Source organism: Actinoplanes sp. NPDC048791 (assembly GCF_040650095.1).
Classification (GTDB): Bacteria; Actinomycetota; Actinomycetes; order Mycobacteriales; family Micromonosporaceae; genus Actinoplanes.
Genome location: NZ_JBEZGQ010001745.1, coordinates 1 through 1,035, shown reverse-complemented (window position 1 = coordinate 1,035; position 1,035 = coordinate 1). Strand labels below are relative to the sequence as shown.

Below are 1,035 nucleotides of genomic sequence, written 5' to 3'. Positions count from 1 at the left end.
CCCCGGCCCCCGGCCCCCGGCCCCCGGTCGATGGTGGCCGCGCCGAGCCGCGGAAGAGCCTCAGACCCCCAGCAAAGTGCGCAAGTGCCGAGGCGGCGGCGACCCGTGCGCCAGCATCGCGTCGTGCCAGGCCTTGGGTGTGGCGCCGAATGGGCGGGCCGCTGCGATGGCCGACATTTCGGTGTAGCCCACGAAGTATGTCGAGAGTTGGGTCGAGGTCAGCAGCGCCCGCTTCCACTTGCCGGCGGCTTCGCCTTCTTCCTGGAAGCCTCGGCCGGTCATCATCGCCATTGCTTCTTGCTCGGTCAGGTCTTCGCAGTGCACCAGCTGGTCCAGGATCGCGTTGAGGCTCATGCGGAGCTGCATCTTGAGCTGTTGCAGGCGCACCGGCAGGCCACCGAAGCCCAGTCCGGCCATCAGCTCCTCTGCGTAGACCGCCCAGCCCTCCACGAACGGGCCTGAGAAGCCCAGGGCCCGGACGCGGGTGTCGGCGCGGAACCGGCGGGAGTGCGCCAGCTGCAGGAAGTGGCCCGGCATCGCCTCGTGGACCGTCAGGTTGCGCAGCATGTGGTCGTTGTATTCGCGGTAGAACGACTCCACGCGGTCCTTGGGCCAGTCCGACGGGGCCGGGGCGATGCAGTAGAACGTCGGCACGTCCGCGGTTTCCAGCGGGCCGGGCGGGTCGCAGTAGGCCACCGCCACGCCGCGGGCGAACTCGGGCATCTCCTCGATCACGCACGGGTCGTCGATCAGGGTCATCAGGGCGTGCTCGCGGACGAACTCCGTCGCCTCGCCCATTGTCACCTTGGCCAGGTCGACGATGGTGCTGTCGTCGGGGTGCTGCGCGGCCAGGGTGTCCAGGGCGCGGCGGACGGTTTCGTCGGTGGGCGGGCCGCCGGCCAGCTCGGCGGCGGCCGCGCGGAGCTGCTCGCCGACCTCGGCCAGGTTGCGTTCGGCGCGGGACAGGACCTCAGCGGCCGGTAGCTCGGTGTCGAGGGTGTGCCACAGCCGGGCCTCCCACACCGGGCGGCCGAG

1 protein-coding gene is annotated in these 1,035 nt (G+C 71.0%); it reads right to left on the bottom strand.

Annotation, left to right across the window (positions count from 1 at the left end; genetic code table 11):
• Positions 1 to 60: 60 nt before the first annotated feature.
• A partial coding sequence (locus tag AB0C29_RS50130) for a DUF885 domain-containing protein (protein WP_360835677.1) occupies positions 61 to 1,035 on the bottom strand: 975 nt, incomplete at its 5' end.